Source organism: Candidatus Avelusimicrobium stercoris (assembly GCF_002437085.1).
GTDB lineage: Bacteria > Elusimicrobiota > Elusimicrobia > Elusimicrobiales > Elusimicrobiaceae > Avelusimicrobium > Avelusimicrobium stercoris.
In genome coordinates, this window is record NZ_DJOA01000006.1 from 43,382 (window position 1) to 68,884 (window position 25,503).

Annotated in this window: 27 protein-coding genes and 1 pseudogene; 17 read left to right on the forward strand and 11 right to left on the reverse strand. The window is 49.3% G+C overall.

Annotation, left to right across the window (positions count from 1 at the left end):
* Positions 1-82: 82 nt before the first annotated feature.
* From B2118_RS00640 to nadE, 10 genes are read right to left on the reverse strand one after another with little or no spacing between them, the layout of a single operon-like run.
* Entirely contained in the window at positions 83-1,876 is a 1,794-nt protein-coding gene (locus B2118_RS00640) for an ankyrin repeat domain-containing protein (protein WP_428052411.1), read from the reverse strand.
* A 12-nt stretch (positions 1,877-1,888) separates the two neighbouring features.
* The gene (gene rnc / locus B2118_RS00645) at positions 1,889-2,554 is read right to left on the reverse strand and encodes a ribonuclease III (RefSeq protein ID WP_428052413.1); all 666 of its coding nucleotides are present in this window, start codon (positions 2,552-2,554) and stop codon (positions 1,889-1,891) included.
* Positions 2,555-2,556: 2 nt separating this feature from the next.
* On the reverse strand, positions 2,557-2,802 hold the full coding sequence (acpP, locus tag B2118_RS00650; RefSeq protein ID WP_428038147.1) for an acyl carrier protein: 246 nt from the start codon (positions 2,800-2,802) through the stop codon (positions 2,557-2,559).
* A 47-nt stretch (positions 2,803-2,849) separates the two neighbouring features.
* On the reverse strand, positions 2,850-3,593 hold the full coding sequence (gene fabG, locus B2118_RS00655) for a 3-oxoacyl-[acyl-carrier-protein] reductase (RefSeq protein ID WP_428052415.1): 744 nt from the start codon (positions 3,591-3,593) through the stop codon (positions 2,850-2,852).
* Positions 3,593-4,636: a phosphate acyltransferase PlsX gene (gene plsX, locus B2118_RS00660; RefSeq protein ID WP_428052417.1), complete on the reverse strand. Its 1,044-nt coding sequence runs from the start codon at positions 4,634-4,636 to the stop codon at positions 3,593-3,595. The genes fabG and plsX overlap by 1 nt, the downstream gene beginning before the upstream one ends.
* A 9-nt stretch (positions 4,637-4,645) precedes the next feature.
* Positions 4,646-4,852, reverse strand: coding sequence for a 50S ribosomal protein L32 (rpmF, locus tag B2118_RS00665; protein ID WP_177747091.1), 207 nt, complete (start codon positions 4,850-4,852; stop codon positions 4,646-4,648).
* A 44-nt stretch (positions 4,853-4,896) separates the two neighbouring features.
* Entirely contained in the window at positions 4,897-5,391 is a 495-nt protein-coding gene (locus B2118_RS00670; RefSeq protein ID WP_428052419.1) for a YceD family protein, read from the reverse strand.
* A gap of 25 nt (positions 5,392-5,416) precedes the next feature.
* Positions 5,417-6,775, reverse strand: a complete 1,359-nt coding sequence (locus B2118_RS00675) for an MATE family efflux transporter (RefSeq protein ID WP_428052421.1) — start codon at positions 6,773-6,775, stop codon at positions 5,417-5,419.
* Positions 6,772-7,776 (reverse strand): S8 family peptidase, encoded by a 1,005-nt coding sequence (locus B2118_RS00680; RefSeq protein WP_428052422.1) that lies wholly within the window; start codon positions 7,774-7,776, stop codon positions 6,772-6,774. The genes B2118_RS00675 and B2118_RS00680 overlap by 4 nt, the downstream gene beginning before the upstream one ends.
* 1 nt (position 7,777) lies before the next feature.
* Positions 7,778-9,286 carry an NAD(+) synthase gene (gene nadE, locus B2118_RS00685; protein WP_428052424.1) on the reverse strand — a complete coding sequence of 503 codons (1,509 nt, stop codon included), beginning with the start codon at positions 9,284-9,286 and terminating at the stop codon, positions 7,778-7,780.
* Positions 9,287-9,402: 116 nt separating this feature from the next.
* On the opposite strand from nadE, the gene B2118_RS00690 reads away from it, so the two are divergent.
* The 7 genes and pseudogenes from B2118_RS00690 to frr all read left to right on the forward strand — a co-directional run bounded on the left by B2118_RS00690 (position 9,403) and on the right by frr (position 15,241).
* Entirely contained in the window at positions 9,403-9,918 is a 516-nt protein-coding gene (locus B2118_RS00690; RefSeq protein ID WP_428052426.1) for an LA_2272 family surface repeat-containing protein, read from the forward strand.
* Between the two features lie 45 nt (positions 9,919-9,963).
* Complete coding sequence (locus B2118_RS00695; protein ID WP_428052428.1) at positions 9,964-10,434, forward strand: LA_2272 family surface repeat-containing protein; 471 nt, start codon at positions 9,964-9,966, stop codon at positions 10,432-10,434.
* Between the two features lie 82 nt (positions 10,435-10,516).
* Positions 10,517-11,680: an MFS transporter gene (locus B2118_RS00700; RefSeq protein ID WP_428052430.1), complete on the forward strand. Its 1,164-nt coding sequence runs from the start codon at positions 10,517-10,519 to the stop codon at positions 11,678-11,680.
* Between the two features lie 156 nt (positions 11,681-11,836).
* Positions 11,837-12,541, forward strand: a pseudogene (gene rpsB / locus B2118_RS00705) (30S ribosomal protein S2); the annotation flags it as partial.
* A gap of 362 nt (positions 12,542-12,903) precedes the next feature.
* Positions 12,904-13,728 carry a translation elongation factor Ts gene (gene tsf, locus B2118_RS00710; RefSeq protein WP_428052432.1) on the forward strand — a complete coding sequence of 275 codons (825 nt, stop codon included), beginning with the start codon at positions 12,904-12,906 and terminating at the stop codon, positions 13,726-13,728.
* Positions 13,729-13,877: 149 nt separating this feature from the next.
* Positions 13,878-14,609: a UMP kinase gene (pyrH, locus tag B2118_RS00715; RefSeq protein ID WP_428052434.1), complete on the forward strand. Its 732-nt coding sequence runs from the start codon at positions 13,878-13,880 to the stop codon at positions 14,607-14,609.
* Between the two features lie 68 nt (positions 14,610-14,677).
* The gene (gene frr / locus B2118_RS00720) at positions 14,678-15,241 is read left to right on the forward strand and encodes a ribosome recycling factor (RefSeq protein ID WP_428052436.1); all 564 of its coding nucleotides are present in this window, start codon (positions 14,678-14,680) and stop codon (positions 15,239-15,241) included.
* A gap of 66 nt (positions 15,242-15,307) precedes the next feature.
* On the opposite strand, the gene B2118_RS00725 is transcribed toward frr, so the two are convergent.
* Positions 15,308-15,871, reverse strand: a complete 564-nt coding sequence (locus B2118_RS00725; protein ID WP_428052438.1) for a type IV pilin protein — start codon at positions 15,869-15,871, stop codon at positions 15,308-15,310.
* Between the two features lie 333 nt (positions 15,872-16,204).
* On the opposite strand from B2118_RS00725, the gene B2118_RS00730 reads away from it, so the two are divergent.
* Genes B2118_RS00730 through B2118_RS00775 form a run of 10 tightly spaced genes read left to right on the forward strand, consistent with a single transcriptional unit; the run spans position 16,205 to position 25,452 of the window.
* Entirely contained in the window at positions 16,205-16,903 is a 699-nt protein-coding gene (locus B2118_RS00730; protein WP_428052440.1) for an isoprenyl transferase, read from the forward strand.
* Entirely contained in the window at positions 16,900-17,616 is a 717-nt protein-coding gene (locus B2118_RS00735; protein ID WP_428052441.1) for a DNA alkylation repair protein, read from the forward strand. The genes B2118_RS00730 and B2118_RS00735 overlap by 4 nt, the downstream gene beginning before the upstream one ends.
* The gene (locus B2118_RS00740) at positions 17,613-18,125 is read left to right on the forward strand and encodes a GNAT family N-acetyltransferase (protein WP_428052443.1); all 513 of its coding nucleotides are present in this window, start codon (positions 17,613-17,615) and stop codon (positions 18,123-18,125) included. Before B2118_RS00735 ends, B2118_RS00740 begins: the two co-directional genes overlap by 4 nt.
* A 51-nt stretch (positions 18,126-18,176) precedes the next feature.
* Complete coding sequence (locus B2118_RS00745; protein WP_428052445.1) at positions 18,177-18,998, forward strand: phosphatidate cytidylyltransferase; 822 nt, start codon at positions 18,177-18,179, stop codon at positions 18,996-18,998.
* Positions 18,995-20,194 (forward strand): 1-deoxy-D-xylulose-5-phosphate reductoisomerase, encoded by a 1,200-nt coding sequence (locus B2118_RS00750; RefSeq protein ID WP_428052447.1) that lies wholly within the window; start codon positions 18,995-18,997, stop codon positions 20,192-20,194. The genes B2118_RS00745 and B2118_RS00750 overlap by 4 nt, the downstream gene beginning before the upstream one ends.
* Before the next feature lie 8 nt (positions 20,195-20,202).
* Positions 20,203-21,324 (forward strand): M50 family metallopeptidase, encoded by a 1,122-nt coding sequence (locus B2118_RS00755; RefSeq protein WP_428052449.1) that lies wholly within the window; start codon positions 20,203-20,205, stop codon positions 21,322-21,324.
* The gene (gene ispG, locus B2118_RS00760) at positions 21,311-22,393 is read left to right on the forward strand and encodes a flavodoxin-dependent (E)-4-hydroxy-3-methylbut-2-enyl-diphosphate synthase (RefSeq protein ID WP_428052451.1); all 1,083 of its coding nucleotides are present in this window, start codon (positions 21,311-21,313) and stop codon (positions 22,391-22,393) included. Before B2118_RS00755 ends, ispG begins: the two co-directional genes overlap by 14 nt.
* The gene (locus B2118_RS00765) at positions 22,394-23,182 is read left to right on the forward strand and encodes a DNA-methyltransferase (protein ID WP_428052453.1); all 789 of its coding nucleotides are present in this window, start codon (positions 22,394-22,396) and stop codon (positions 23,180-23,182) included.
* A 3-nt stretch (positions 23,183-23,185) separates the two neighbouring features.
* Entirely contained in the window at positions 23,186-23,710 is a 525-nt protein-coding gene (locus tag B2118_RS00770; RefSeq protein WP_428052455.1) for a hypothetical protein, read from the forward strand.
* A 20-nt stretch (positions 23,711-23,730) separates the two neighbouring features.
* Positions 23,731-25,452, forward strand: coding sequence for a proline--tRNA ligase (locus B2118_RS00775; protein WP_428052457.1), 1,722 nt, complete (start codon positions 23,731-23,733; stop codon positions 25,450-25,452).
* Positions 25,453-25,503: the final 51 nt, after the last annotated feature.

The following is a 25,503-nucleotide window of genomic DNA, read 5'->3' on the forward strand; positions in this document are numbered from 1 at the left end:
TTTTCTGCGGGGTATTTTTATACCATAAAAAAACTCCCGGGGTGAGTTCCCTGGGAGTTGTAAAAATCTAGCCACTAAAAAATTATCTGCGGCGGCGGGGTTGCGTTTGTGCCGTTTTTTTGGCGGGTTGCTTCGTCTGCGGCGTGGGCGTAAGTTGCTTGGCCTGCGTAACTTTGGCCTTACATTGCGCCATTAAGTCCGCCGGGGTTACATAGCCAAGCATATTGGGCGTCGTCGTCAAATTGCCCGGTTTTGCACCTACGGACACCAAATAATTGTAAATCTCTTGGTTGCAGGCAATCGCGGCAAAGGCCAGCGGCGTCATCGCCTGTTTATAACCAGCGGGCACAGCCTTATATTCAAGCATCATCGCTAGGCGCCCCTCTCGGCGGGCCAGCACGACAAGGTGCTTTAACATATCCACATTTTGCGACAAAACAGCCAAGTGCAAAATATTCCCCTTGGGCGAGGCTTCAAACAAGAGTCCACCCTTGGTAATCAAAAAATCCACCATTTCAATTTGACCGTTTTCCACCGCCAAATGCAAGGGCGTAAAGCCGGCCTTATTCTTGTTAAACACCACGGCTTTATTCATATCCAGCACGCGTTTGGCTAAATCCATATCGCCCTGTGCGGCTGCCGTGAAAATATCGTCATCCGTCAGCGGTTTTTCCGCCGTGGCTACGTTTGGGTCCGGCAGTTCGCGCCCCTCGGCCTTTGCCTGCGCAATTAAGGCCTTGTTGTCTTCTTCAATCACACTATTTTTTACTTCGCGCAAATCTTTATTAAACCATTGCAAAATCTGCCCGCGGCCGTTCCGCTGTGCGGCAATGTAGGGAACTACTCCGTTGTTATCGGCCAAGGTCGGGTCCGCATCGGCGGCCAACAGACGGCGGACAACATCTTCAAAACCCTTAGAAGCCCCCCAATAAAGCGCGGTTTGCCCCAATTTATTTTGCATATTTACGTCAATAGGCGTTTGCATTGTCTGCGGTTTTAAGAGTTCGCGGATAGTGTCCGGGTGGTTGTAGCGCGCCGCATAAATAAGCGCGGTGTTACCGTCGTTATTGGCGGCGTTTACATCAGCACGGTAGGCCATTAACGAGCGAACGCTCGGCACATCGCCCAGCGAAGCCGAAATAATCAGCGGCGTATTGCCCTTTTCGTTCTTTACGTTCGGGTCCACCCCGCCTTTGAGCATTGCCAGTACGCCCATTGCGTTTTTGGTGGCGGAGGCGCGGAACAAATAATCGCTGTTTAGCCCCTCGCTCACACCGCTGGAAAGAAATAAGTCAATAAACTCGCCTTGGCGTTTTTCCAACGCCAAATACATAGGAGAGTGGTTATAGTTATTTTTCGCGTTGATATCCGCGCCGGAATAGACCAAAAAGCGCGTAATTTCCGGGAAGTTGCCGTACAAACTGCGCAGAAGCGCCGTATCCTTGGAAAAGGAATTGGCCTTATTCACATCCGCGCCCGCCAGCACCAAATCCTGCACCGCCTGCAAATTACCAAAGGTGGCCGCCATTACGATAAGAGGGTCGCCCTTGCTGTTGACGATATTTACATCGTTTTTGATTTTATTTTGCAGGATATCGGAGAAGGTTTGGTAGTCGTTTTTTTGCAAAGCCGAAGTGGCCTCGTCCGCCAGTTCGGCGGAGGTTTTGACGGATACGATTTTATCAAACTTTCCACCCTTGGAAGAGGGAGTGTAACCACTTTTAAAGGTAAAGGCCAAAAGAAGCACGAGCGGCAACGCCGCTATTACCGCAATGATAAGCCAAGGCTTACCGGCCGCGCGGGACAGGGCCTGCGGCACCTTCCGCTCCGTCGGTGCGGAAATGATGGTCGTGTTCTTCTTTTTACCCGGAAACATCCGCTTCTCCGTTTATTTTTTCAGGTGGGAAAAAGCATCCTGCGCGGCGGCTTGTTCGGCCAGTTTTTTATTATGGCCTTTGCCCACCCCCAGGGCTTTTCCGTCCAGGCTCACGCGCACGGTAAACACCTTATTGTGCTCGGGGCCGACTGTTTGGATAACTTCGTACTCGGGCGTATGGGGCCCGGATTTTTGCAAGTATTCCTGCAACAAACTTTTGAAATCTTTTTCGTCTTGCGTGAGTTCCTGCGTTTTTACCCACGGCAAGATAACCGATTCCGCGGCCGGATAGCCGCCGTCAATATAAACGGCGCCTAAAACGGCTTCCACCGCGTTGGAGATAATGCTGTCGCGCTCTCTGCCGCCGGTAGCCAATTCACCGCGGCCCAGGCTCATATAGCGGCCCAAGTCCAGTTGTTTGCCCCAAAGATAAAGGTTGCGTCTGGAAACTAAGTTAGACTTAATTTTAGAAAGCACCCCCTCTTCTACGTGCGGACATTGGTTGTAGATATAATCTGCAACAATGGCGCCCAAGATACTGTCCCCCAGGAACTCCAAGCGTTCGTTATGTTTAACGCTGCGGTGTTCCCCGGCGTAAGACTTATGAGTGAGTGCTTCCTTTAAAACGGCCTTATCTTTAAAGCAATATCCAATGATATGCTCTATGTCCGTGTACACGATTATTTATTGGCGTTCTGCTGAATATAGTCAATCGCTTCGCCAACGGTTTTGATTTTTTCGGCTTTTTCATCGGGAATTTCAATATCAAATTCTTCTTCCAAAGCCATAATAAGTTCAACAGTGTCCAAGGAATCGGCGCCCAAGTCGTTTACAAACTGCGCTTCCGGTTTCACCTGGTCGGCTTCTACGCCCAACTGTTCCACGATGATATTTTTTACTCTTTCTTGCACATTTTCTACAGACATTTTAGTCCTCCGGTTTTTTTAAAGGGGCTTCCCCTTGTACTAATTAATTAAATATAAAGCCCGCCATTGACGGCGAGAACGTGCCCCGTAATATACGAGGCGTCTTCGCTGGCCAAAAACATTACTGCTTTGGCGATATCTTGCGTCGTAGCAAATCTTTTGAGCGGTACGGCTTCCAACGCTTTATTTTTTACCTCTTCGGGTAAAGCGTCCGTCATAGCCGTTTGAACAAACCCGGGGGCCACCGCATTTACGCGGACGTGGCGGGAACCAAATTCCTTCGCCAGCGTCTTCGTCAAACCGATAATGCCCGCCTTGCTGGCCACATAGTTGGCCTGGCCGGGGTTGCCCATTTCCCCCACTACGGAAGAAATGTTTACAATGTTGCCGCTTCTTTTTTTGAACATTACCTTTAAAGCGGCCTTGGACATTAAAAACGTCCCCTTCAAATTGACGGCGATTACGTCGTCCCAATCCTGCTCGCTCATACGCACGGTCAGGTTATCTTTGGTAATGCCCGCATTGTTTACCAGCACGTCTAAACCGCCCAAGTTTTTTACGGCGTTTTCCACAAAGGAATCACAATCCTTTGCGTCCGCCACATTTACCTTTTGCGTATAGACTTTTACGCCGTAAGCCCCCAATTTTTGGGCGGCCGCGGACAAGGCTTCTTCGCGCGTGCCGCACACGGCTAAATTGGCTCCCGCTTTGGCAAATTCCTCCGCCAAGGCTAGGCCAATACCGCGCGTGGCGCCGGTAATCATTACGTTTTTACCTTTAAAATCCGCCATTATTTTTCCTCCTGATGAATTTCTTTTTCAATTTCATCAAAAGTCGGTTTCAACGCGCTCATTTTGGCGGCGATGTCGCCGATAAAATCTTTTTCCACCAAGCGTTTTGCCGTTTTAATGGCGTTAAAAATAGCAAAATCGTTGGATTTTCCGTGGGAAATAATCGCCACGCCGTTTACCCCCACCAACGGCGCACCGCCGTAGCAATCGGGGTTGGTGTGGTCCTTTACGGCTTTAAACGCACCCTTTGACAAAAGCGCGCCCAGCAACGCAAGCGGACGCTTTTTGACTTCGCGTTTAATCATATTAATCATTGTTTTAGCCAAGCCTTCGGCCATTTTCAAAACAATGTTTCCCACAAAGCCGTCGCAGACGATAACGTCCGTATCGCCGGTGTTTACGTCGCGGCCTTCCACGGTTCCTTTAAAGTTCACGCCGATTTCACGCATATGCGGAATCGTGTGCTTAACCAAAAAGTTGCCTTTGGTTTCCTCTTCGCCGATGGACAACACGCCCACGGACGGAGCCGGGATATCAAACACCTTTTGCATATAAGCCGAACCCATTACCGCAAATTGCAGTAAATGAATCGGCTTGCAGTCGGCGTTTGCGCCGCCGTCCAAGAGCAGGCTTACGCCCTTGTAGGTGGGCATCGGGGTAGCAATCGCCGGGCGCTGCACACCCTTAATGCGCCCCATACCGAACAGGGCCGCCACCATCGCCGCGCCCGAGTGCCCGGCAGAAACAAAAGCGTCAACAGCCCCCTTGTGAACCAAGTTGGCGCAAACGACAATGCTGGCGTCTTTCTTCTGGCGGCACTCTTTGGCCGGTTCCGCGCCCATATCAATAGTGTTAGGCGCGTGGACGATAGAGATATTCTTCGGTACGTCCGTATAACCTAACGCTTTGAGTTCACGGCGCAAGACGGCTTCGTCCCCCACCAAGATAACCTCAACATCCAGTTTCTTGGCGGCTTTCAAAGCGCCCAATACGTTGGGCTTTGCGCCGTAATCTCCGCCTAATGCGTCCAGGGCTATTTTCATAACGGACCGTTATTTGGCTTCGGGCTCTTCGGCTTTGGTTTTTTGGGCCACTACCACTCTGTCCTTATAGAACCCGCAAGTCGGGCAGACATTGTGCGGCAGCCGGGGAGATTTGCAATTCGGGCAGGCCACTAACTGAGGCAATTCTACTCCGGAATTGTGGGATCTTCTCATATCCCGGCGGGAACGAGTGTGTTTTTTCTTTGGATTGGGCATTGGTAATACTCCTGTTACTTAATAGTAAAATTCAAAAAGAATTGTTACTTAAATTTTCCTTTCAATGCTGCGAAAGGAGACAAATTTGCTGGTTTACAATCGCACGGACCGTCGTTCAAATCGTGTCCGCACGCCGGGCACAGCCCCTTACAATCGGGCTTACACAGGAAACGGATATCTTCCGTCAACGCCAGCGTTTGCCGTACAACTGATATTATATCAATTATTTCTTGCTTGGTGCTATATGTTTCTATAAATTCTTCGGCAAACAGCTGCGTACTCATTTTCAAACAGCGGGCGCATTGGATAAGTCTTTCCCCCTTCACGGTGCCCCGTACCAAGATTTCCTTGGAGGCCACCGAGAACGAAAGCGCCACCGCCACTTTGGTAATTTTATTGGGAGCGGAAAATACATCTTCAAAATATTTTGTGCTTAACTGTGCGGTGCAGTCTAACCCGCCCATACGCAAAATATCGGCAGTTTTAAACTGCAAGTCCTGCGGAACATCATATTCTTGATAAAAGGAATTTTCGCTCATATATATATTTTAGCAAAAAGCGCGCCTAGCGCGTAAAGCCTTTGTTCATCCATTTGCGGCTCTTCCAGCGGCGTTCAAACACCACGGCGCGTATATTTTCGTCAAGCGCCATCGCAAGCCAAATACCGTTGAGCCCCCAACCCCACCAAATGCCAAGCACATAGGAAAGTAACGTAGCCACCAGCCACATTACGATAATACCTGTAACAAACGGATACATCACGTCGCCCGCGGCTATCAAAGAATCTACCGAGGTAATATTGACCGCGCGGCCGATTTCCAGCACCACATCAATATACAAAACCATTGCGCCCAAACGGATAACCTCCGGGTTGCTGGAAAGTAATTTAAAAATATCCGTTCCCACCAGGGCCGTTAAAATGGACACGCACACCGTAACCCACAGCGCAAGGCGTATAGAATATTTTTCAAGCGAGAAGGCCGCATTGCCTTTGTCCGCCCCCACCAAGTGCCCGATGGCAATCGCCGCGCCGTTGCCAATAGCAATAGAAAACACATACGAAAACATCACAATACTCATTGCATATGTTCTGGCTGTCAGGGCGGCGTTGCCCATCATTACGGATAAATAAGTAATCACCACTTGGGATAAATTGTAGGACACCTGCTCCCCCGCCGCCGGCAAGCCGACAAGGAGCAGATTTTTAATTTTATCCCACGGGAACGGCTTAAAATATTTTAAGGGCGGCACCGGGGCAACCTTGCGGAAGAGCAAATACGTCAGCAAAATAACCGCCACCGTGCGGCTGATAACGGTGGAAATACCCGCCCCGGTAATCCCCAAGCGCGGCGCACCGCAGTTACCGAAAATCAAAAAGTAGTTGCCCACCACGTTAATAATATTGATAAGGAACGTAACAAACATTGGGTAATAGGCTTTGTTGTGGCTGCGCAAAATGGCGGAAAGCGTCATCGCCAACGACTGCAAGAACGAAAACCCGCCGACGAGCGTCATATAAGATACGCCATACCCCACCAAGTTATCATCCAGCCCCATTAACTTTAAGGACGGCACGGCAAACAGCCACAGCCCCGCGCTAACCAGTCCCCCCATAATCAGGTTCACCAGCAGAGAAACGCCAATCACCTGCGCGACGTTCTTTTTTTGTTTGGCTCCCAAATATTGCGAGCACAGAACGGACGTACCCAAGGTGGTAATGCCGTACAAAATAAACACGAGGTTTAACAGTTGGTTGACCACGCCCCCGGCGGCTACGGTTTCGTCCGAGTAGCGGCTGAGCATAAAAACATCCGTCGCTCCCGTGAACATAATCAGGAGCGTTTCTATAAAAATAGGGCTGGCCAAATTAAACAGTTGCTTGCGGACTATTTTGCGGGGTCTTTTGGTTTTTGTTTGCGTCATTTGGTTACACTAAATTGTTTTTCCAACTTGCTGATATCAATCATCCCGTTGCCTTGGGCAATATCGGGCAGGCCGGGGATTTTGACGGCGGCCTTTTTTAAGGAGTCCTTTACTTCCTCGGCGGTCGGATAGCGGCCCAATTTCTTTTTAAGGCCTTCCACCGCCAACACCGCCGCACCGCTGACAAATCCGGCCGCGGCAGAGGTTCCGCTCATCAGCGTATAATCGCCGTCAGCCGCGGCGGTAAACACCCGGTCGCCGGGCGCTATAAAATCCACTTCGGGGCCGTAAGAAGATTGATGATAAATGGTTTTCCCGTCCGCAGACAAGGCGCTTACCGCAATGACCGTAGATAATTTCCCCGGATAAAATACGCCGGGATAGGGATAATTGCCCGCCGGGCATACAACGGTTACGCCGGAATCGTGCGCTTGGTTAATGGCGTTCGTCAGCGGAATAGAACCGCCCGAGGAAACGCCGTAACTTAAATTTAAAACGGCAATTTTATCCTCCGGGTGTTCCTCGTTGTAAGTAAGCAAGGTATTTACGGCCGAGGTTACCGCCTGCGGGCCGATTAGTCGGCTGCCGTCGTCAATTTTATACACCACAAGCGAAGCCTGCGGGGCAATGCCCGTAAACTGCACGCCGCGCGCGCCGATAATGCCAGCCACGCCCGTACCGTGGTTTTTAATATCGGTAAACGAGCCGGACATTGTAAAATCTTGGCCCATAATATGCTTGCCGTTAAATTCCGGGTGCGAAACAATCCCGCTGTCCGCCACCGCTACTTTTACGCCTTTACCCGTCAAAATTTTATGGGGCGGATATAAACGGTATGCCCAAAAATTATCAAAGGGGTCCTCGGGCTTTTGCTCCTTGGGCGCGGCAGAAAAATCGCCGTCGTCGCTAATGCGTAAATTGGTCGGGCCCAACAGCATCGGGTCCGCCGTCAGGGGCAGAGAAAGGCAACACAAAACAAACAGAAATAACAAGCGTTTCATATTATAAGTTAATTTTTTTAATCACCGGCCAGCGCACGCCGCTAATGGGGTGCGCGCTCACTTCCAAGGCGGGCGCAGTTTGGCTGCGTTTTAAATCCGCGGCGTTAATACGCGTTAAAACGTCCTCAGCGGTTTCCAATTTAATGTGGCACTTTTTAGCAATTTCCGCCGCCGTCAGTTGGTCTTCAAAATACAGCCGTAAAATTTTATCCAACGCCGCATAAGGCGGCAGTTGGTCCTCGTCCTTTTGGTTGGGGCGCAATTCGGAGGTTGGCGCACGCTCAATAATCCCCTGCGGGATTACTTCTTGCGTTTGGTTCAAATAGGCGGCTAGTTCGTAAATTTCGCTCTTGTACAAATCCCCAATCGGGCGCAATGCGCCACCCGCGTCGCCGTACAGCACAAACGAGCCTACCGCGGATTCGCTTTTATCGTCCGTGGATAGGAGCATTGCGTTATACTCAGTCGCCAAGGCACACAAAATAGTCGTGCGCAAACGGGATTGGAGTTCCTGTTCGGTCGCATCCTTGGGGTGCGAAACGATATGCGCAAAGGATTCTTTCAGCGCATTTAAGCCGGGCATTACGCCAATTTCTTCCAAATTTACGCCAAGAGACCGTGCCAACTGCCCCGCCAAACTTTTGCTTAAATCGCTCGTACAATAAGACGGCAGGGAAACGCAATACACGCTTTCTCCCCCCAAGGCCTTGGCCGCCAACGCGGCCGTAAAGGCGGAATCAATCCCGCCGCTAAGGCCAAAAACTACTTTATCCATACCGCTTTTATGCACATAATCGCGCAACCCGAATACCAACGCGTTAATGAGTTCGGCCTGCCAAGCGGTTTCATAAGATACGGGTTTATAGGCGGCCCCGGTATCATAGGTAAGCACCTGCTCTTTAAAGGGTTCGCCCAGAAGTATAAGGTTGCCTTTTTTATCGGCAGCGGCGGTTATGCCGTCAAAAATCATCCCGTCCCCGCCTCCTAATAAATTGCACATCAGGCACGGCTGGGCGTGCTTTTTGGCATATTTTTTAAGTGCGTCCAAGCGCGGGGCAAGGTTCCCCTTTAAATAAGGGCGTGCCATTAAAAATAGCACAGCGTCCGCATCCGGGTCTGGCGAAAAGGTATCGTCCGTAGGCGCGCCTAATACAAATTGCAGGTTAAGGCCTTTAAATGCCACCGTTTCGCAATCGTAAATTTTGGTAATTTTACCTTTATATATAAACGCCAGCGCGGTGGCGGCTTCTTTATTCACGCGGTCCGCTATGCCCAGCACCACAGCGGTATCTTTGGTTTCTTTGGCGATGTTTTTAAGCGCCGGGGCCGTTTGCGCCAGCAGACGCTTATCGTCAAACAAATCAAAGAGCGGACAACCGCACAAGGCGGCTTCCGGCAGAACGAGCAAATCCGCCTTGGGGGCGGGTGCACGGAGCAAATCTATAATTGCCTGGGCATTGGCGGCAAGGTCCGCCGCTAACGGGTTAAAGGAAGCCAAGTTTATCTGCATAATAAAAGCACCTCTTAAAATATTGTACAATTTTTGCCTAAAATTTAAACTTAAAAACAAGGCTATAAATTGCTACAATAATTAAATTGACGGACACTTTTAATAAGGAGTAATAAATGAAGAAACTTTTGATTTTAACGGTGGCGTTATTGGCCTCCTTCCCTGCATCCGCGGAAACGGGCATTTTTAAATTATCCCTTTGGGACAAAACGGCTATTGCCACCCCGCGCAACACGCACGACATCACGGGGATTGATTTTGGTATCGGTTCCAAAACGGACACCGTAACCGGGGTGCAAATGGACCTGATTTTTGCGCAGACGGAATACGAATTAAAAGGCGCCAGTTTCGCTTGGATTATCAACCTGGCCAACGAGGTATATGGCGCGCAATTTGGGCTTTTGGCCAAGGCCGAAAATTCCACAGGTGCGCAGTTGGGCTTTGTAAATATTTCCAACCGGGCGATTTCCGGCGTGCAGTTTGGCCTTTTTAACCAAGCCGAATACGTCCACGGGGCGCAAGTGGGCTTTGTAAACTACGCGCGCACGATTGAGGGCTTGCAGGTAGGCATTTTAAATATTGCCGAAAACGGCTGGTTCCCGGCTATGGTGTTAGTAAACGGCAGATTTTAATTTGGCTTTTCCCAGCAGGGAAAGCCTGTTAAAGGAGAAAAATAAATGAAAAAGTTAGCAGTATTGTTGGCAGCCTTGTTGTGCGCCGCCCCGGTATTTGCGGGTGAATCCGGCGTTTTGAAACTGTCCCTTTGGGGCACCAAGGCTATCGCCGTACCGCACAATACGCAGGTAATTACGGGTATTGATTTCGGTATCGGTTCCGCCGCCCGCTCCGTCAAGGGCGTTCAGTTGGATTTGGTCTTCTCCAAAACCAATGAACTCAAAGGTGTACAGAGTGCGTTGTTGGGTAAAGCCAACCACGTAACCGGCGTGCAATTCAACGCCATCAACCTTTCCGACGGCTATGTAACCGGTGCACAGTTCGGTTTCTTCAACAGTGCAGAAGAATTGCACGGCGTACAGTTGGGTTTCGTCAACAAGGTCAACACCATTAAAGGGTTGCAGGTTGGTTTGGTAAACATTGCGGGCAACGGTTATTTGCCGGTAATGGTTATCGTAAACGGCCGCTTCTAATTGTTGTTTTTAGCAAACCGCGGGCAAATACTGTCCGCGGTTTTTCTTTTTAAAACGCTTTAAAAGAAATATAATTTTATATATGTCATCCGTATCTCTTCCGCGCCGTACCCAGCGTTTTTACCGCTTGGCGGCCTCGTCTTTTTTCTTTATTCACGGGATTGTCTTTTCCAGTTGGGCAAGCCGCATCCCTGATGTTAAATCCGCCTTATCTTTGTCCGATGCGCAGTTGGGCGGTGTGCTGTTTTTAATCCCCGCCGGGCAACTATCCGCAATGATGTTATCCGGTTGGCTCGTCAACCGTTTCGGCAGCCGCAAAATGCTGACAATCGCTTCCGTCATTTACCCTTTGGCCTTGGTGTTATTAGGTTTTGTAACCACCAAGTTCCAGTTAATGGCCGCGCTTTTTGTCTTTGGGATAACGTCCAACCTGTCCAATATTTCCGTTAATACGCAGGGCGTAGGCGTGGAAAAACTCTACAACCGCAGTATTATGGCCTCGTTCCACGGGATGTGGAGTCTGGCCGGAGTCGTGGGCGGCCTTTTGGGGGCGTGGATGGCCGCGCATAATATTTCTACCCAAGAACACTTTTTGATGACGTTCTTTGTGTGTATGGCAATTTTACTTTCAATGTATTCTTCTATGCTTCCGCGCGACCGCAAAATAAAGGTGGGCGACGTGCGCCAAAAGACCTTTGTAATGCCGTCCTTATATATTGCGCTGTTGGGCGCGATGGCCTTCTGCTCTATGTCTTGCGAGGGTACGATGTACGATTGGAGCAGCGTATATTTTATGCAGGTGGTGCACCCGGCGGATAATTTAATCCGCGCCGGATACATTTCCTGTATGACGGCTATGACAATAGGCCGCTTTTCGGCCGATTTCTTTGCCACCCGCTTTGGTTCCACGCAGGTTATTAAGGGCAGCGGTGTTATCCTGTTTACAGGTTTTGTACTGGCGGTGCTTTTCCCCTCCTTTTATACGGCGTGTATCGGGTTCTTTTTGGTAGGGCTTGGGTTTTCGTCCATTGTGCCGCTGTGTTACAGTTTGGCCGGGAAAACAACCCGTATGCCGCCCAGTATGGCCGTAGCGACGGTTTCCACCATCGGCTTCTTTGGCTTTTTGTTTACCCCGCCTTTAATTGGCTTTATCTCGCAGGCTACCAATATGCGCGTAGCGTTTTTTATTATGGCGTGTGCGGGGCTGTCTGTCAGTTTTGTGGCCGCCAAAGCCAAGGCCCGCTAGGCGCGGCTTCCCATTATATGCTATAATAGCCATAGGTGTAATTTGAGCGGGAGAGCGAAAAAAGTTTGTAAATCAAAGCCTGTCCCGACGACACCCAGGCCAATGCCACCGGGGAAGCCCTTCCCTAATTTAGGCAGCGGCCACAGGAGAATAATAATGAGCAATGTATCTATGAAGGCTATGCTGGAAGCCGGCGTCCACTTCGGCCACCAAACTTCCCGCTGGAACCCCAAAATGGGACGCTTTATCTTCGGAGAAAGAAACGGCGTACACATTTTAGACTTGCAAAAAACCGCCAAAGAACTTAAAAAAGCCTGCGCTTTCATCAAAGAAGAAAGCAAAAAAGGCGCTAAATTTTTGTTCGTCGGTACCAAAAAACAAGCCCAAGAAGCCATCCAAGCCGAAGCCGCCCGCTGCGGTGCTTACTGCATCCACGAAAAATGGCTCGGCGGTACGCTCACCAACTTCCAAACCGTCAAGAAATCCGTTGAACGCTTGAACGAATTGGAAAAATGGGAAGCTTCCGGCGTGTTTAAAGCCATTTCCAAAAAAGAAGCCAGCCGCTTGACCAAAGAAATGCAACGCTTGCAGAAACTTTTGGGCGGCATCCGCGATATGAAAGTATTGCCGGATGTGGTCTTCGTCATTGACCCGGTGGACACCGCCGGTGCCGTGCGCGAATCCCACGCTTTGGGTATCCCGGTGGTAGCCGTTTGCGACACCAACGCCGACCCCGATATGATCAGCGTACCCGTGCCCGGCAACGACGACGCGGCCCGCTCTATCAAATTGTTCTGCGGCGCGATTGCCGACGCTATCTTGGAAGGCAAAGCCGAACTGGAAGCCGTCAAAGCCGCTGAAAACAAACCCGCCGAAAACCCGGTAATGGCCCAAGCGTTTGAATCTGCTATGTTAGCCGCCGAAAACGCCGAACCCGCCGCCGTGGAAAAAGAAGCGGTAAAGGAAGTTGTCAAAGCCGACGAAGCGCTTGACAAAAAAGCCGAAGAAGTAGTGGCCGAAGAAGCCGCCGAAGAAAAAGCGGAAAAGAAACCCGCTGCCAAAAAGAAAACGGCTGCTAAAAAATCCGCCCCGAAAGCCAAAAAAACCGTAAAGGCCAAAGCCGAAACGGAAGCGGCTCCCGCGGAAGAAGCCAAATAATCTTGAAAGTTCCCGGCCCGTCCGGGAACTTTCTATCCGATTTATCTTATATACAGGAGAACAAAATGTCTTTAGCCGCAGATATTAAGATTTTAAGAGAAAAAACCGGCGCCGGTTTGATGGACTGCAAAAAAGCGTTAATTGAATGCAAAGACGATATGGAACAAGCCATCGTCTTCTTGCGCAAAAAAGGTTTGGCGGATATGGCCAAACGCTCTGACCGCGAAACCAAAGAAGGCAGAGTGTCCGTTAAGACCAACGGCAAAAACTTTGCGATGATTTACTTGGGTTGCGAAACCGACTTCGTAGCCAAAACCGATGCGTTCATCAAATTGGCCGATGACCTCGCCCAATATGTATTGGAGCACCCCGGTGAGGACTATTCCAAAGACGAAAACATCAAAAATATGATTTTGGAACAAGCCCCCAAATTTGGTGAAAACACCACCTTTAAGGGCGGTTACAACTGGACCCCGGCCGAAGGCAATGTGATGGCTTACTATGTCCACTCCGACAACAAAAAAGCCTCCTTGCTGGAAATGTCCGTTACCGGCGCTTGCAGCGACTTGGCCAAAGTGCAAGAAATTGCCCGCGGCCTCGCGATGCACACCGTAGGTATGCAGACCGGCTGGGTAGATGCCAAAGATATTCCGCAGGAAGTAATTGACCGCGAATTGGACATCTACAAAACGCAAGCCATTAACGAAGGAAAACCTGCCGCCACCATTGAAAAAATGTTGCCCGGTAAAGTGAAAAAGTTTGCCAAAGAAAACTGCCTCTTGGAACAGCCGACCATTAAAGACAACAAGAAAACCGTTGCCGCTTATTTGGACGAAGAATCCAAGGCTCTTGGTTGCGAACTGAAAGTTGTACGCTTTGTACGCTTCTAGTTTTTAAGCCCCTCTTGCGAGGGGCTTTTTTTTATGCCGTGGCGCGCTTTCTCCCGCGGCACAAAGAAAAGCCCACCCGCCCGCAGTATTTAGGCGCCGTTTTGTGGTAGAATAATAAAAATGTCCGCTCATAAGCGAGGAGAATTTGTATGGAAACGTGCTGTTGCAAACCCCAACACAAAAAAAGAGTGTTGTTAAAACTATCCGGCGAAGCCTTGATTAACGAAGGCCACCGCGGGATTAACCCGCAAGCCTTAAAGGAAATCGCCGAAGAGATTGCCGATGCCTACCGCTGCGGTAATTGCGAACTGACCATTGTGCTGGGCGGCGGCAATATTTGGCGTGGCGTGCGCGACGGAGGCGGCGTAATTGACCGTGTAAACTCCGATAATATGGGTATGCTCGCCACGGTAATTAACGCATTGGCGTTGCAGTCCGCGTTGGAAGAAGCCGGGGTTCCCACCCGAGTGCTTACGTCTATTAACATTTACCAGTTGGCCGAACCTTTTGTACGCCGCAAGGCCTTGCGCCACTTGGAAAAGGGCCGCATCGTTATTTTTGCGGGGGGCACGGGCAACCCGTTCTTCACCACCGACAGCGCGGCCGCCCTGCGCGCCAGCGAAATTAACGCAGACGTCTTGTTAAAAGCCACGCAAGTGGACGGCGTTTACGACAGCGACCCGCGCAAAAACCCCGACGCCAAACTCATCCATAAAATCACGTACAAGGACGCTATCGCCCGCCAGTTGCAGTTTATGGATACGGCCGCCCTTGCGCTGTGCTTGGAAAACAAAGTGCCCGTACAAGTATTTAACTTGCACAAAAAGGGCAACATCAAAAGAGCCCTGTGCGGCGAGGACGTCGGCACCATTATTTACTAGCACCGACTGACATATCGGTACGGAATTGCTATAATAAAGTAACATTTCACTATTAAGAGGATTTTTATATGGAAGGGATTACCAATCTGTTAAACAAAACCAAAAACAATATGGGCGAACACGTCGTGCGCTTGGAACGCGACTTGGCCACTATCCGCACGGGCCGCGCCAGCGCGGGGCTCTTGGAAAACATCCGCGTAGACTACTACGGCACGCCGACCCCGATTAAACAAATGGCCGTTATCAATATTTTGGATGCCAAAACCTTGGAAATCCAGCCGTGGGATATTTCTTCCTTAAACGATATTGACCGCGCCTTGCAAAAGGCCGACTTGGGCGCTAGCCCGGTAAATGACGGCAAAGTCATCCGTATCACGCTTCCTTCTATGACGGAAGACCGCCGCAAACAGTTGGCTAAAAACATTTCCAAAATGAGCGAAGATTTTAAAGTAGCCGTGCGCAACGAACGCCGCGACGTATTGGAAAAATTGAAAAAAGCCCAAAAAGCGGCTGAAATTACGGAAGATGATTTGAAACGCTACGAAACCGACGTGCAAAAAGCAACGGATGCGCACATTGCCAAAATTGAGCAAATCATCAAAAATAAAGAAGCTGAAATTATGAAGATTTAGTTTTTGGCTAATTTGATATATGTAAAAACCCCGGACTTATTAGCCCGGGGTTTTTTGTAGCAAAAATTACTTTATCTGGTAAGCATAAGAAGAGGTTCCGTCCGAACTGGCGTTATTATAAGTGTCTAGCCCCGATAAATTCTGGCAAATTCTATTCGCTAAATCATTTGTTTGCGGAGCCCAGCAAATATAGTAACTCTGTTTATGATACTTTTCTATACGCACCTTATCTTTACTGGAACAATTAAAAGAAAAATTCTCCGCCCCGCGGGTATTCATAATCCAACAGTACGAGTCCGCGCTGTAAATATTTTTTTCGTCTGATTTTTTAAATCCCGCAGGCATTGCCACAACAAGGGAATCCAAGTTGCTGGCAGAGTGCCCTGTTTGCATATAAAAATGTTCTTGGGCTTGATCCACCGAGCGGATTAACGCATACATTGTAGCCGCGCGGCTGGTGCCCACCGCCACCCGGTAGGACGGCACAGCATACGCCGCCAATATGCCAATAATAAGGATAACTACCAAGAGTTCTATTAAGGTAAAGCCACGCCTTACAGAGGAGTAGTTGTTGCCGTCATCCCGTAGTGTCTTTATACGGGATCTGTTGTTTATAAAATTAAGGGTCATACTGGAAGGTTTGCTGGCGCGAAGCGTTCCAATATCTGTCGTTTTCCTCTTTTTTAATAACAACAGATCCTGGACTACAACTTTCCAGGATGACAATGTAAAACAACCATTTCCTTTACCTCTTAATAACCCACCTAATCGGCCCATACACGCGTTTTTCATTACACCCACCATTTTTGATAAATTTTGCTACAACTCAAAATTTATCAAAAAAAAAAACGAGTCAAGCCCTTTTAAAATTGCCAGCCAACAAACGCCATAATTGTCCGCATTTTTCCACAAAACCAGTCCCTCTGTGCCCCGATAAGCACCCAAATAAAGTAAAATATAAATATGTCCCAAGAAACACAAAACGCTACTCCGCGCCACGTCGCTATTATTATGGACGGCAACGGCCGCTGGGCCAAGGAACGCCACTTTCCGCGCTTGGCCGGGCACCGCGCCGGGGCCAACGCCGTAGAACGCACCATACAGGCCGCCAAAAAGGCCGGAGTGGAATTTTTGACCTTATACGCCTTTTCTACGGAAAACTGGTCGCGCCCGCAGGACGAAATAGACGGCCTTTTTAAACTCTTGGAACAAACCTTGGACCGCTACGCCAAGGATGCGGACAAACACGGCGTAAAATTGCTAATTAGCGGCAGCCGGGAAAAACTCCCCCCCGCCATTTTGCAAAAGATTGACAGTGCCATTTCCTCCACCGCACAAAATACATCCTTAACCCTTAACTTGGCGCTTAATTATGGCGCCCGGCAGGAAATCACGCACGCCGTAAACGCCCTTTTAAAGCAAGGCAAAACCGCCGTTACAATGGCGGATATTTCCGCCGCGCTCTACCAGCCCGCCCTGCCGGACCCGGAGTTAATTATCCGCACTTCGGGCGAAGAACGGTTATCCAACTTTTTATTATGGCAAGCCGCGTATAGCGAGTTTTATTTTACCCCGGTGCTTTGGCCGGATTTTGACGAAACGGAATTTAATAAAGCCCTCGCCGAATATTCCCACCGCACGCGCCGCTTTGGGGGCGTATGACTTCCCCGATTACCCGCTCCCGCGCCGAGGAAATGCTCGCGCGCATTAAACGCTTTGCCACCGCGTCCACCAAAAAGCAAATGCACGAAAAATTTGGCATTTGCACGGATAAGGCCGTCGGTACCCCGGTTACCACCTTGCGCGCCTTGGTAAAGGGCCTGCCGCGCCCGGACCAAGACCTCGCGGAAGCGTTATGGGAAAGCGGCATCCACGAAGCGCGCATTATGGCCTCTATGCTGGCGGACCCCGCGCAAATGTCGCGCGACAAACTGGACGACTGGGCAAGTGAACTTAATTCCTGGGATATTTGCGATTTATGTTGCGGAAACCTGTTTTCCAAGGTCAAGGATCCCTTAAAACTGGCCGAACGCTGGATAAAAAAAGAGGACGAATTTGTCCGCCGCGCGGGCTTTTCCATTATCTGCTCCCTAGCCTTGCCACGCGCAAAAACCACGGACGAAGCCCTCATTAAACTCTTGCCGCTTATCAAAAACCACTCGTGCGACCCGCGCCCAATGGTGCATAAAGCCGTCAACTGGGCCTTGCGCAATATCGGCAAGAAAAACCCGCGCTTAACCCCGCGCGCCGTGGCGTGCGCCAACGAAATTTTGGATTTGTACCCCGATAACCGCTCCGCCCGCTGGGTAGCCACCAACGCACTGTGGGAGTTAAACTTACCCAAAACCAAAGCAATGGTGGCCAAACGAAAATGACTTTTTCTATCCGTCCCGCCCAATTAACCGATTTACCGCAACTTTTGCTACTAGCCCAAGAAGCCCGTGCGCTTTTAAAGGATCGCCGGATTAACCAATGGCAGGACGGCTATCCGTCCGAAACGGTTTTGCGTGCTGACATCCGCTGTCAGACAGGTTATGCTCTGGCCGATGGGCCCAAGGTGTTGGGCTATTTTGCACTTACCTTTGGTACAGAGGAAACCTACGCTCGTATTGAAAACGGCCGTTGGACCACGCCAGAACCGTACGGCGTTTTGCACCGTATAATGGTAAGTCAAAAACTACGGGGGCAACACGCCGCACAAGATATTTTTGATTTTTGGCTTCAACAAACCAAGTCTAAAAATTTCACAGCCTTGCGCGCCGACACGCACCCCGATAACCGCCCTATGCAACATCTCTTCCTCAAAAACGGCTTTACCCCGTGCGGAACAATTTTTGTGCGCAACGGGCAAGTGCGAACGGCGTTTGAAAAAAATATCCCCTAAAAACCTGTTTTTTCCCTCTGCTAGTGCGCCCCAATATGGTAAAATAAAGATATGCTATTACCGAGAATCATTACTGCCCTGATTGGGATTCCTGTTGTTTTGGCCGCTATCCACTTTGGCGGCGTGATTTATATGGCCTTTGTCGGCTGTGTAATTCTGTTCTGTTTGTATGAATACGGCCTCGTGCTTACCGCCGGAAAAAAGCCCGTCCATATGACGGCGTTGGTCCTCTTCGGCCTGTTAATGGCTGCGGTGGCCATTGTCGGGCGGATGCCTTGCGCTTCCGAACTGCCGGACAATTTGTACCCCTTTGCTATCAGCGTAGTAACCTTTGGCGTATTATTGTTTGAAGTATTAACCCCCAAACGCTCGTGGGACCGTGTTTGCAACACCTTTACGGGCGTATTTTTTATGCCGTGGGCGTTAGCGCACCTTATCAACCTGCGCGACATTCCGCAATACGGCGAATATTTAACCCTTTTTATGATTATTACCGTCTGGGTAAGTGATACGGGCGCATATTTCTGCGGCCGCCTGTTGGGCCGCCACAAGTTAAATGTGGAAGTCAGCCCCAAGAAAACCTGGGAAGGCGCTATTGGCGGCACCCTGCTTGCTGTCGGCGCGGCCGTGCTTATGGCTCATTTGTTCTTATCTACTGTGCTTACGGTTAAAACCGCCATTATTTTGGGCCTGTTAATTGCCGTAGTGGGCCAAGTGTCCGATTTGGCTGAATCCGTGATAAAACGCTCCACGGGCGTAAAGGATTCCTCCAATTTACTCCCCGGCCACGGCGGCTTTTTGGACCGCTTTGACTCTTATTTACTCTTGGCGCCGCTCTTTTATTACGTGGTTCTTTACACCATTAAATTATGAAGAATATCGTAATTTTAGGCTCCACCGGCTCTATCGGCACCTCTTCCTTGGACGTAATTGCACGGCTGGGCGAAGAATACCGTGTAATAGCGTTGTCGGCCAATAACAATACCGATTTATTTCTAAAACAGTTGCACACCTTTAAACCGCGCTTTGCGGCGGTGCTGAACCCGGCCAGTTACGAAAAAATCAAGGACCAGGTTCCCGCCGGAACGCGCCTTTTGCCTCCCGAAATTGAAAGTTTAATGTTTATGGCTTCGTTACCCTCCGCCGATTTAGTGATTAACGGCGTAGTCGGGGCCGTAGGCTTTCAACCCTTGGTAAGCGCTATCAAAGCCGGAAAAACGGTTGCCCTTGCCAACAAGGAACCAATGGTAATGGCGGGCAAGACTTTAATGAAGGAGTGCGAACGCTGGGAAGCGGCTATTTTGCCCGTGGACAGCGAGCCCTCGGCCATTTTTCAATGTTTGGCCGGATTGGCTGATGAACACTCCTACCACCAGCACGAAAAGGATATTTCCCGCATTTTTTTAACGGCGTCCGGTGGGCCCTTTGCCAAGCGCAAGGCGGCTCTTTCCACCGTTACGCCTGCCGAGGCCTTAAACCACCCGCGCTGGCATATGGGCAAAAAAATCACCATAGATTCGGCCACCCTTATGAACAAGGGCTTTGAATCTATTGAAATTATGAACCTTTTTAATTTGCCCGAGGAAAAGGTGCAAATTGTAATTCATCCGCAATCTATCGTCCACTCGGCGGTGGAATTTAACGACGGGGCCATTTTGGCGCAAATGGGCGAGCCGGATATGCGCGTACCGATTCAGTACGCCATTACGTACCCGCACCGCGCCCCGGGCCCGGTCAAAAAATTAAATTTATTTGAAGCCGCCAAACTGGAATTTTTTGAGCCGGATTTTGAGCGTTTCCCGTGTTTGGCGTTGGCCTTATCCGCCTACCGCCAAGGCGGCATTATGCCCGCCGTATTAAGCGCGGCGGACGAAGTGGCCGTAGAAGCGTTTTTGAAGGAGCAAATCAAGTTTACCGATATTGCCAAACTGATTTACACCGTACTTAAAGGCGCCCCTCAAACGTCCGGAGACGCAACCCTTAACCAAGCGTTGGACGCTGACGCGTGGGCGCGCGAAACCGCGCAGGCTTGCTTGGCGGACAAAACCTATAAAAAGGCCGCTATTTAGGAGAACAAATGTTATTATCCATTATTGCCGTTATCGTTGCGTTAAGCCCGATTGTCATCGTGCACGAGTTTGGGCACTATTTGGCCTGCCGTTTAACAGGCATCCGCGTAAATGAATTTGCCTTTGGGTTTGGCAAAATCTTGTGGCACAAAAAAGTGGGAGATACGGACTATCAGGTCCGCGCTGTCCCCTTTGGCGGCTTTGTAGAGCCCGCCGGACCGATGTTCCACCCGCAGGACGCCCCCGAACCGCCTAAGCCGTATGAATTTGCGGCAAAAAAATGGTACGCCAAATTCTTTATGGTGGTAAACGGTGCGCTGTTTAACTACTTGCTGGCCGCGCTTATCTTTGGCGTGCTTATCTACATTAAAGGGATGCCGGAAACCGACGCGATGAAAATGCCCGCCGTTATCGGGGCCGTGGCAGAGGGTTATCCCGCGGCGCAACTAGACCTGAAAGCCGGAGACAAAATTTTGACTGTAAACGGCGTACAAACGGACAACTGGCTCCAAGTGGTGGAAGAAATCGGCAAGCGTACCGGCGATTTAACGCTTACTTACGCGCGCGGCGAAAACACCTTAACCGCCACCGCCAAGGCAGACTCCTTTAAAAAGGATGCCCCCACCGTACTGGGCGTAACCGTGGAAGCGTTATACATCCCGGTGCCGTGGTGGAAGGCCGCGGGACTCGGTTTCTACCAATGCTACTACTGGACGAAGTTTTCGCTTTCCTCTTTAACGCAAAGTTTCCTTAAAAAGAAAGCGCCGGAATTGGCGGGCCCGGTGGGCATTGTAAATATTATCCACCAAGCGGTACACCGCAGTTTACTGGATTTTGTATTTTTGATTGCTATGCTGTCCGTAGCGGTAGGGATGTTTAACTTATTCCCTATTCCGATATTGGACGGCGGCTACGCCCTTGTCTATTTATGGGAAGGGCTAACCAAAAAACTGCCGACCGAAAAAACCCTTAATATTGCGGTAAATATCGGTATGTATTTGTTAATTTTGCTCGTGGTTTATGCCACTTATTCGGACGCAAAACGTATCTTCTTTAAGCCCAAAGCCGCCGTGGCGGCGCAGGCCGCGCCCGAACAAGCACCCGCGGAGGCGGAAAATGTACAAGAGTAGAGAAGTAAAAGTCGGCCCGTATATTTTGGGAACCGGCCACCCCGTGCGCGTACAAAGTATGTGCAATACAGACACGCGCGACGCCGTCAAAACGGCAGCGCAAATCTGCGCGTTGGAGGACGCCGGATGCGAAATCAACCGCGTAGCCGTGCCCGATATGCAAGCGGCGCAGGCGATTGGCGAAATCAAAAAGCGTATTCACTCCCCCCTCGTGGCGGATATTCACTTTGATTATAAACTGGCCTTGGAAGCCATTAAACAAGGCGTAGATAAAGTGCGCATTAACCCCGGCAACATTGGTGCGGTGGAAAACACCAAAGAGGTGGTAAAAGCCGCGCTGGACCACGGCGTGGCAATCCGCATTGGGGTAAACGCGGGAAGCGTAAAATATTTAAAAACCGTTCAGGGCAAAATGGACCTGACCGACGAAAAATGGGCCGAAGTTATGGTAAACGAAGCCCTGGAACAGGCCAATATTTTGGAACAGTTAAACTTTAAAAACGTAGTCGTTTCGTTAAAGTCAGACAGTTTCAAACGCACGGTACTGGCCAACGAACTTTTTGCCAAACAAAGCGATATTCCCCTGCACATCGGGCTTACCGAAGCGGGCAGTTTTTTAAGCGGCACGGTCAAAAGTGCCGTGGCCCTAGGAACTCTTTTACAAAAGGGGATCGGCGCGACGATTCGCGTTTCCTTAACCGAGGACCCGCGTATGCAAGTGCGCACCGCGTATGAAATTTTAAAGGCCCTCGGACTGCGCGAATACGGCCCGAACCTGATTTCCTGCCCCACCTGCGGGCGCACCCAAGTGGACGTAACGGGCACGGTACACGCCTTGGAAGAGAAGATTTATTCCAACAAGGACCTGTTAAAAAAGGCCACCGGGCTTAAAATTGCCGTGATGGGCTGTATTGTAAACGGCCCGGGCGAAGCGCGCGATGCGGACTTTGGCATTGCGGGCGGCAAAGGCGAAGGGTTATATTTTGAACACGGTCAAACGATGTTCAAACTCCCGCAAGAAAAATGGGTTGATTTCTTAATTGATAAAATCAACACTTGGAAAAAATAAATGAATCCGTTTTTTGATGAGACAAATTTCACTTTATATCACGGAAATTGTTTGGATATATTAAAACAAATTCCAGACAACTCTATTGATATGGTTTTTGCAGATCCCCCTTATATGCTTTCTAATGGAGGATTTTCCATACAATCCGGCAAGAGAGTTTGTGTAAATAAAGGTGAGTGGGATAAAAGCAATGGATTTAGTGCGGATTTTAAATTTCAAAATGAGTGGATTGAGTCTTGTAAGCGCATTTTAAAACCAAGTGGTACTATTTGGATAAGTGGAACTTATCACTCTATATATCAATGTGGTTTTGCCTTGCAACTCAACGGATATCATATTTTAAATGATATTGCGTGGTTCAAGCCCAACGCTGCCCCTAATTTAAGTTGTCGTTTTTTTACGGCTAGCCACGAAACTTTAATATGGGCAAGAAAAGATAAAAAAGCCAAGCATACATTTAATTATGAATCTATGAAAAATGGACAATGGACGGAAGATTTTTTAAAAAAGCCTAATTTACAAATGCGTTCTGTTTGGGCAATAAATACACCCAAAGCAAGCGAAAAAACTTTTGGGAAACACCCGACGCAAAAGCCCTTTGATTTACTTAGACGCATTGTTTTGGCAAGCACAAATCAAGGAGACACTATTTTAGATCCCTTTACTGGGAGTTCTACTACTGGGTTGGCGGCTTTCTTTTATAAACGAAAATTTATTGGAATTGACATAGAGGAAAAATACCTTGACTTATCCATAAAACGATTCCAAGAATTAAAAAATAGGAAATAAAATATGAAGACTGGTGGAATTGGTGGCGCTAATACTAAAACAGGATTAGCCTTTGAAGGAAAGACGGATATTCTAACTTTTTTGTCCAAACAAAAAGATTATTCCGTAGATGGAAATGTCATTAAATTTAAGGGAGAGGAAGTTGCAAGAACATATAAAAAATTCGCTTTTTATAAATTTTTGGAAGAAAATAATATTGACTGGAAGCAAATTATTTCTAAACGTCTTTTACCTGATGATTCTATTTTTGTGATTATCAAAAATACCCTCTACATCATTGAGGTAAAATTTCAGCAAGTTGCAGGTTCCGTAGATGAAAAGTTGCAAACTTGTGATTTTAAACGTAAACAGTATCAAAAATTATTAGCACAACTTAATATTGATGTGGAATACATTTATATTTTGAGTGATTGGTTCCGTAAATCTGAATACAGAGATGTTTTAGATTATATACACTCCGTACATTGCTTTTACTATTTTGAATATCTACCATTAGAAAAAATAGGATTGCCTGTACCTACAATTTAATTAAATAAAAAGGACACAAAATGAAATTATCAAACTATTATATTCCTACGTTAAAGGAAGCCCCCAAGGATGCGGATAACCTTTCCGCCAAATTAATGATTCGCGCCGGGCTCGTGCGCAAGTTGGGCAGTGGTCTCTATGAGTGGCTGCCACTCGGCTTTAAGGTGCTTAAAAAAGTAGAGCAAATCATCCGTGAGGAAATGAACCGCGCGGGCGCCAACGAAATTTGGATGCCGATTATCCAACCCAAAGAACTTTGGGAAGAAAGCGGCCGCTGGGAACACTTTGGCGACCAACTGTTAAAACTGGAAGACCGCAAGGGCGCGGGTTTCTGCGTTTCCCCCACCGCCGAGGAAGAAGTAACCGACCTCGTGCGCAAGGATTTATCTTCTTACAAGCAACTCCCGGTCTGCCTGTACCAATTTGCAACTAAATTCCGCGATGAAATCCGCCCCCGTTTTGGCGTGATGCGCTCCCGCGAGTTTTATATGAAGGACGCCTATTCCTTCGCCGCCACCGACGCGCAGGCCGACGAGTGGTACAAAAAAATGTACGATGCCTACCAGCGCATTTTTACGCGCTGCGGCTTCAAATTTAAAGCCGTGGAAGCCGACACCGGGGCTATCGGCGGGAATTTCTCCCACGAGTTTATGGTGCTGGCCGACAACGGCGAGGACGCTATCGCGGATTCCGACTGCGGTTACGCCGCCAATACGGAAAAAGCCGCCGTCAAATGCCCGGAATTTCCGCCCGTAAACGAGGCCGAACTCTTGCCTATGGAAAAGGTAGCCACCCCCAAAGCCTACACCATTGAAGATGTGGCCACTATGCTCAATGTGCCGACCTCTAAACTGATTAAACTCCTCCTCTTTATGGCGGACGGCAAACCCGTGGTAGCCTTAATGCGCGGCGACCACGAACTAAACGAGCCCAAATTCCGCGCGTTCTTAAAATGCACCGAACTGGTAAAGGCCGACGAGGAAACTTATACCAAGGTTACGGGTTCCTTTGTGGGGTTTGCGGGTGCACAAGGCTTAAAGGAAAAACACCCCGAACTGCCCATTTACGCCGACAACTATGTAAAGGGCGTGATTAACGGTGTTTCCGGCGGGAACGAAAAGGACGTGCATATGAAGAACGTTACCCCTCTGCGCGATATTAAGGTAGATGCGTATTGCGATTTAAAGATTGCCTCCGCAGGCGATATTTGCCCCCATTGTGGCAACCCCTTTACCTTTACGCGCGGCATTGAAGTAGGCCACGTTTTTAAACTGGGCACCAAATACTCCAAGGCAATGAACGCCACTTTCTTGGACGAAACCCAAAAGGCCCAACCGATGATTATGGGTTGCTACGGCATTGGCGTAGGCCGCGTGGTGGCCGCCGCCATTGAGCAATCTCACGACGACAACGGTATTATTTGGCCGGCGCCCTTGGCTCCGTTTGATGTTGCCTTGGTCGCCATTGATTACCACTCCAACCCCGATGTTAAAAAGCACGCGGACGAAATTTGCGCCGCCTTGGAAGCCAAAGGGTTAGAGGTGCTGCTGGACGACCGCGACGAACGCGCGGGTATTAAGTTCAAAGATATGGACCTCATTGGTCTGCCGCACCGCTTGGTGGTCAGCAGCCGCACGGTGAAGGACGGCCAATGCGAATATAAAAAGCGCACCGACAAAGAAGCCGTCCGCTGGAATTTGTCCGAAGCGGTGGATAAGTTATTAGCCGCCACGGGCAAATAAAGTTATTTGAGTATGACAAAAAACCCGGCCAAGCGCCGGGTTTTTTGTGTG